The sequence below is a fragment of the Leptospira idonii genome (genome assembly GCF_004770995.1).
Taxonomy (GTDB): domain Bacteria; phylum Spirochaetota; class Leptospiria; order Leptospirales; family Leptospiraceae; genus Leptospira_A; species Leptospira_A idonii.
This window is the reverse complement of record NZ_RQHW01000041.1, coordinates 1-690: the sequence shown is the minus strand read 5'-3', so window position 1 is coordinate 690 and position 690 is coordinate 1. Positions and strand designations below refer to the sequence as shown.

Below are 690 nucleotides of genomic sequence, written 5' to 3'. Positions count from 1 at the left end.
TCCCGTAGCGAAGCGGTAAGCCGTAGTTATACGAAGTCGCAAGTCTATTCGTTTTTATATAAAGACAGAAGGTGAGACTTTGAATTTTTCTGCAAGGGCTTTGATTTGACGAACATTCAATTCTCTTTTTCCACTAAGAATTTCGGAAACAACACCTTGGCTACCTAGTTCAGAAAGATCTTTCTGTGTGAAATTGTGCTCATCCATTAGAAATCTTAAGACTTGTAGCGGTTCCGCATTAGGTTGTATAAAATGATCATTTTCATATTCTTCAATCAAGTTTCCAATAGTTTCCATGAGAGGAGCCAAAGGATGCTTTTCATTATTTCCAATCTCATCAATAAGTAAATCTAAGATTTTAAGTAATTTCTTGTATTGTTTTTCAGTATGTGGAACGGAAAGAATATCTTTAACATCAGACCATACATTTTTGACCTTTTCGATTTCTAAAATCATAAATTCTCCTTTTTCCACTTTCCTTTATCATATTCGGAATGCGTAAGAATGTGTCTGATAAAGACCTTTTTTCTGTTAAAATGAATGGCAGCAATTAATCTGAAGTGATTTCCGCTGATATTAAAAACAGTAAACTTCCCAACTTGATCAACAGAGTTGAAAACTTTCCTTAAATCATTGAAGTCATTAAAATTAGTGTTTTTAACGATTTTAAACCAGCTTTTTAGGGAAGAC

At 33.2% G+C, this 690-nt stretch carries 2 protein-coding genes; both read right to left on the bottom strand.

Annotated features, from left to right (window positions below; translation table 11 throughout):
* Positions 1–54: 54 nt before the first annotated feature.
* Positions 55–456: a helix-turn-helix domain-containing protein gene (locus EHS15_RS10575; protein ID WP_135760542.1), complete on the bottom strand. Its 402-nt coding sequence runs from the start codon at positions 454–456 to the stop codon at positions 55–57.
* Positions 453–690: type II toxin-antitoxin system HigB family toxin (locus tag EHS15_RS10570; protein WP_246052077.1), on the bottom strand; the 238-nt coding region annotated here is incomplete at its 5' end. The genes EHS15_RS10575 and EHS15_RS10570, both read right to left, overlap by 4 nt.